Consider the following 4988-nt stretch of genomic DNA (forward strand, 5'->3'; position numbering starts at 1 on the left):
CCCGCCACTTGCGCTCATGGCCAAGGCTGCCGACGCGGGCGCCGCAGCAAGTCGGCAGCTCCCCAGCGGCAGAGCGGTCCTCGCGCGCCCCGTTCAGGAATGCAGCAGGTGACCCAGACCGGATTCGCCTCTCTGGCACAGAAATTACACATCATTGCCCGCAACCCAAACCAGTCCCCACCACGCGAGGTCTCATTTTGGTAGCTTGAATGGATCCAAACCCATTTGGATCAACATTCCCAATGTATCGGCTTCGCCCCAATGCTCCACGATCCGGCCGTCCGAGACGCGATCGAGATTGATGCCTCGAAGCGCAATGCATTTGCCGGAAGGCTCCACGCCATGCCATGCCCCGAGGTGGGTGCCTGTTGCCGTTACGCGTGACGCAACCCAATCACCTTCAGCGACGACCTCATGAATTTGTATGGCAAAGTCAGGAAACGTATTTCTTATTCCGCGGAGATGGGCTTCAACTGCGATAGCGCCGCGCGGGGCACCCGGTGGAGCGTTATGATCTACATAGTTCGCCCCAACGAACCGTAAAATCTCATCGTACCTGCCGCCTGCGACTACCCGCTCATAGTAGGACCGCACAAGATCCTTGGTTGCTTCATTCGCCATGTCCACACTCGCCTTCGTCGGTCTCCTGATTTCCGCGCACAGTCTGCCGTTGGCGGGGCGGGTTTTCAACGCCGACGCAATCAGTAGCGTGTGTCAGATGTTCTGACTATTAGCTGGTTAACCCGTGCAGAATTTGGTGCTAAATCGCCGCATTTCTCTTTATGGCCCGGTGCTGCCGAAATTCGGCGGCGCAACAAGTCGGCAGCTATCTGGGGTACAACCTGCCGTGGTGCTTAAGGGTTCGGGGAGGTAGCTCGTGACCCAAAGCGGCGATCTGGCGGCGCCAGCATAGGTGTGATCGAGGATGTACCTGACCTCGTGGCGTGTTATGTTTTTGTTGGAGCAGGACAGTCGAATAACGCTCTTAACAAGCGAATTGGAAACTCATGCCCCGGATCGACTTTCCCGGCCTTGGCGGACTCGTTGGCTTGGCGGTTTTTGGCTTGCTCGTCTATGGATGCGTGCAGCTTTCGTGGTCGGTGTCACCGTCGTTGGGTAAGTTTGAAAATGCAGCAAGAGACCATCACTTTTACGACACCTCTGAGGAGGTGCAGCTTGGACACAAATGCAATCCTCACGCTCACGAGTATTGTAAGCCGGTAGTTGACCGATTGCACAGCATTACAGATGTACAGTCGCGAGAAGATCATAAGTGGCGAGCGCGCGCTCGCGCGACTATCAAGTGCACGTGCGAAAATTTCAACAGCACGGGCGCTGAGGCTTTTCAGACTCGATTTGCCGACGCCGATGTAGAAATTTCGATATACTATTATGATGGCGAATGGTTGGCGGATTCCGTGCGACTGCAGTGATACGCCCACTGGCGTTCCCGAGTTCGGTTATTGGCCCGACTCGGACCTTCACGTGGACCAGCGCTTACGTCGGCTGCTTGATGACAAGCGGATTCGTTTTGCTCGCCGCGAGACTTTCCGAGTCTGACCCTGAACGGACCTTTGGCGACCGTTTGCAAAACGTCGCCTCTTTAACTCAAAAGGTGCCGAATGTTTGAGCCTTACCTAACGCGTTGGCGCTTGGCCCCCGATGGTGTTCCGATTACGACGCCGGCCGCCGAATTGCTTCCAGTGCGGCAGTCCGGCGATCCTGCCATGCTCAAAGTGTCTCGAGCAGGCGACGAACGTCGCGGCGGCGCCCTGATGGAATGGTGGGCGCCGCACGTATCTTAGCTACTTCCCGGCGCAAAATTGATGCGATCAGCATTGTGACGATTGCGTACATCAATGCAAAGCCCGCCGGGAACGACCGGCGGGCCTGGTTTTGGTCTGATCGGGCGGCTAAGAGGCCGCCTGCCGTTTGAGGGCTTGACCGATGTTGATGAGGTTGTCGGCGATGACGCCGAGGCCGACCCAGCGATTCATTCCGACATAACCCTTGTAGCGGCAGCGGACAAGCCCGTGCCTACGCTTGACCACGCTGATGCGGCCCTCTGATCCGGTGCGCCATTTCTGGCCGTTGCGGAACCAACGCTTTCTCTGCTCGCGTTTGCGCTCGGCGCTCTTGGTCGAGCGGTTGGGGATGCAGACGCGTTTGACGCCCTTCGCCTTCGCGGCCGCCTCGTTCTTGAGAGAATAGAATGCAGCGTCTGCCGCCACCAGGCGCGGCGCACGACCGAGCAGCACCTGATGGGTCTCGATCGCCGCGATCAGCAAGTCTGAATCATGCGGCCGCTGAGCGTAGACTTGGTAGTCGGTGATGATCTGGTTCTCGGCCTCTTGCAGCTTCACCATCTTGCCGAACTCGTTCGGCTTGCCGGCCTTGCCCTTGCGAATGACCTCGGTTGACGGCTCGAACAGACTGAGCAGCTTGCCTTCGCTGCGCGTGTTGGCGCGGAAGATGCGGGCCCTGGTTTGCTTCATGACCTGCCTGACCCTGGGGATGATCAGATCAAGCTCTTGGCGCAGGCCGTTCAGCGCAAACTGCTCCAAGATGTCTCTCGATCGCTTCACGCGCCGGCCGATCTCATCGGAGAAGCGCTTCGCCTGTCCGACCACCCGGCTCGTTGTGTCCAACAATCGAGCATAGCGCTGCTTCAACTTGTCCTGATTGAGCGAACCCTTGGCCCGCGCCACCCGTCCGATCTCCAGCAGCCGGAACTTCACACTTCGACTGCGATCGCGCAGTTTCGTCCCAGCCGCACCCGCGATCTTCGTGATCTTGCGCATGATGCGGGTCAGCACTCGAACTCCATCTCCCAGCAGGGTGCTGTCGGTCGGATGATGGATATCCGTCTCCACCACCGTCGTATCCACGCGCATCCGCCGTCCGGCAGTCACACCTTTGTCTCGAGCTATCTGCACCAACCGCTCGTGAACCTGCTTGATCACCTCTGGCCCGAGCGCGACACCCCAGCGACCCATCGTCTTGGCGTCTGGCATCTTGCCGCCGCCCACGCGGGTGAAGTCGCGGTATACCAGATTGGCGCGCACCTCGCGCTCCAGCACATGGTAACTCCAATTGCGGATATGCTTCAGAACCAGAAGTCGAAGCACCACCTCGGCCGGCGTGCCATGGCGCCCGCGAGAACGGCTCTTGGGGTGTCGATGCGCCAAGGCCTCGTACACCGCCGAAACAATGGCTTCGTCCGCCAGCACGGCATCGGCATGCTCCATCCAGCTGTCGCGAAGATCGCTCACTTCCTCGGCAATCAATCCATCAGCAAAACTGAGCTGCCTGCGTCGCATCGCGATCATAGTTTGCTCCGCGCCTTCGCCGCCGACCGCTCCGGGCGCAGCAGATCATGATTGAGCTCGCAGATCGCCTCGATCGCCTCCTTCAGCTCCTGATAGTTGCTCAGCCAGCGCCTCACCTCGGCGACACGCTCGCGCCGCACGCTGATCTGGCGTGTACGTCCTCCCGGATACGTCACCGTCAAGACGAACACCTGATGTCCTTCTCCGCGCGCGCACTTCGGGCAATTCTTCGTGTGTCGGACCGTGCGCTCCAGCAGCGTTCCGCGCAGCAATTCGCCGCAGATCGGCAATTTGCCCACCAGCCTCTCGCGCACCCGCAGGGTTTGCTCCCGAATCATTCATAAGAATGAATCAGCGGCTACCGCCACCGTCAACTCTAATTCCGTTCGACCTTGCAGCTTTTCCCGCACCCACAGATTCTGCGGACTCGCCAACGTCGATCAATTTTGCGCCGGGAAGTAGCTAAACTAAATGTTAGTTTTCGAATCTGGCCTGGTGTGACCGAACCGAAATGAGTGACAGCGCGTCGATTTTGAAGCCAAAACCAGTTGATTCCAGGTGTTCGCAGACGGGGCGACAGGCCCTGCTGACTGGATGCCCGTGGCACGACGTGAACGAGATGCTGCAGGCGGCAGGTGTTCGCCCGACCCGGCAGCGAATGGCGCTCGGCTGGCTATTGTTTGGTAAGGGCGCGCGGCACCTCACCGCCGAAATGCTTTATGAGGAAGCGACGCTGGCCAAGGTGCCGGTTTCGCTCGCGACCGTCTACAACACGCTCAATCAGTTGACCGATGCCCGTCTGCTCCGGCAGGTCAGCGTCGATGGCACAAAGACCTATTTCGACACCAATGTGTCAGCGCATCATCACTTCTATCTCGAGCACAATCACGAGCTAGTCGACATTCCCGATCCGCACTTGGTGCTAAAGAAGATACCGGACTTGCCCGAAGGCTACGAGATTTCGCGCATCGACATGGTCGTCCGGCTGCGCAAGAAGACCTGAGGCCACGGTCCGCCTCGTCAATCCTGGGCAGCCGGTGATTCAAGGTGATCGCGGCCCCGGACCCGGAAGGTGCCTTTAAGCCGATGCCTCCCGTGGGTGCCAGAGCCCGCGTCCATAACGGCCTTTTGCTGGCGGATCACGCGCCACAATACGCTCGCTCTGCTCGCCGTCCTCTACCCGCAATGGCTCATTCGCGATCTTCTTCCCCTGCCGCCAAGCGGCGGCATTCCTCGCGAGACAACAAGATCACTCAGCCCCGCCATCCTCCGCTGACGCTGCGGGCCGGGGCTGCGGGTCGGTCGTTGCGGCGCTCAAAGATCGCCATCAAGGCCGCGATGGTCGCGGGCTTGGAAACAGCAACAGGAGATCACCATGGCTCAGATTGGCACCTTCACCCGCGCCGAAGACGGTTCGTACACCGGCACCATCAAGACGCTCTCACTAAACGTCAAGGCACGCCTGCTCCCGGCCGAACCTTCGCAAAGCGATAAGGCGCCGAACCTGCGCGTGATGGCCGGCACCGTCGAGATCGGCGCCGCATGGCAGCGGACCTCGAAAGAGAACACCATCTACCACGCGGTCAAGCTCGACGATCCGTCCTTCCCGGCGCCGATCTACGCAAACCTCGTCGCGGTCGATGACGCCTACGCACTGGT

At 59.6% G+C, this 4988-nt stretch carries 6 protein-coding genes; 3 read left to right on the forward strand and 3 right to left on the reverse strand.

What is annotated here, in order from left to right:
• Positions 1–192: 192 nt before the first annotated feature.
• Positions 193–621, reverse strand: coding sequence for an ester cyclase (locus JOZ76_RS35905; protein WP_291706110.1), 429 nt, complete (start codon positions 619–621; stop codon positions 193–195).
• A 1001-nt stretch (positions 622–1622) separates the two neighbouring features.
• Between JOZ76_RS35905 and JOZ76_RS35910 the strand changes: the two genes are divergently transcribed.
• Entirely contained in the window at positions 1623–1805 is a 183-nt protein-coding gene (locus JOZ76_RS35910; protein ID WP_291706111.1) for an aminoglycoside phosphotransferase family protein, read from the forward strand.
• A gap of 108 nt (positions 1806–1913) precedes the next feature.
• Here the strand turns inward: JOZ76_RS35910 and JOZ76_RS35915 are convergent, their stop codons facing one another.
• Both JOZ76_RS35915 and JOZ76_RS35920 read right to left on the reverse strand, forming a co-directional pair.
• Positions 1914–3320, reverse strand: a complete 1407-nt coding sequence (locus JOZ76_RS35915; RefSeq protein WP_291706115.1) for an ISNCY family transposase — start codon at positions 3318–3320, stop codon at positions 1914–1916.
• A 5-nt stretch (positions 3321–3325) separates the two neighbouring features.
• Positions 3326–3667 (reverse strand): DUF6788 family protein, encoded by a 342-nt coding sequence (locus JOZ76_RS35920; RefSeq protein ID WP_366938670.1) that lies wholly within the window; start codon positions 3665–3667, stop codon positions 3326–3328.
• A 173-nt stretch (positions 3668–3840) separates the two neighbouring features.
• On the opposite strand from JOZ76_RS35920, the gene irrA reads away from it, so the two are divergent.
• Positions 3841–4332 (forward strand): iron response transcriptional regulator IrrA, encoded by a 492-nt coding sequence (gene irrA, locus JOZ76_RS35925; protein ID WP_291706113.1) that lies wholly within the window; start codon positions 3841–3843, stop codon positions 4330–4332.
• Between the two features lie 372 nt (positions 4333–4704).
• Positions 4705–4988, forward strand: a 284-nt coding sequence (locus tag JOZ76_RS35930; protein ID WP_291706114.1) for a DUF736 domain-containing protein, incomplete at its 3' end; no start/stop codon positions are given.

Origin of the sequence: Bradyrhizobium sp. (assembly GCF_019244115.1) — a bacterium.
GTDB lineage: Bacteria > Pseudomonadota > Alphaproteobacteria > Rhizobiales > Xanthobacteraceae > Bradyrhizobium.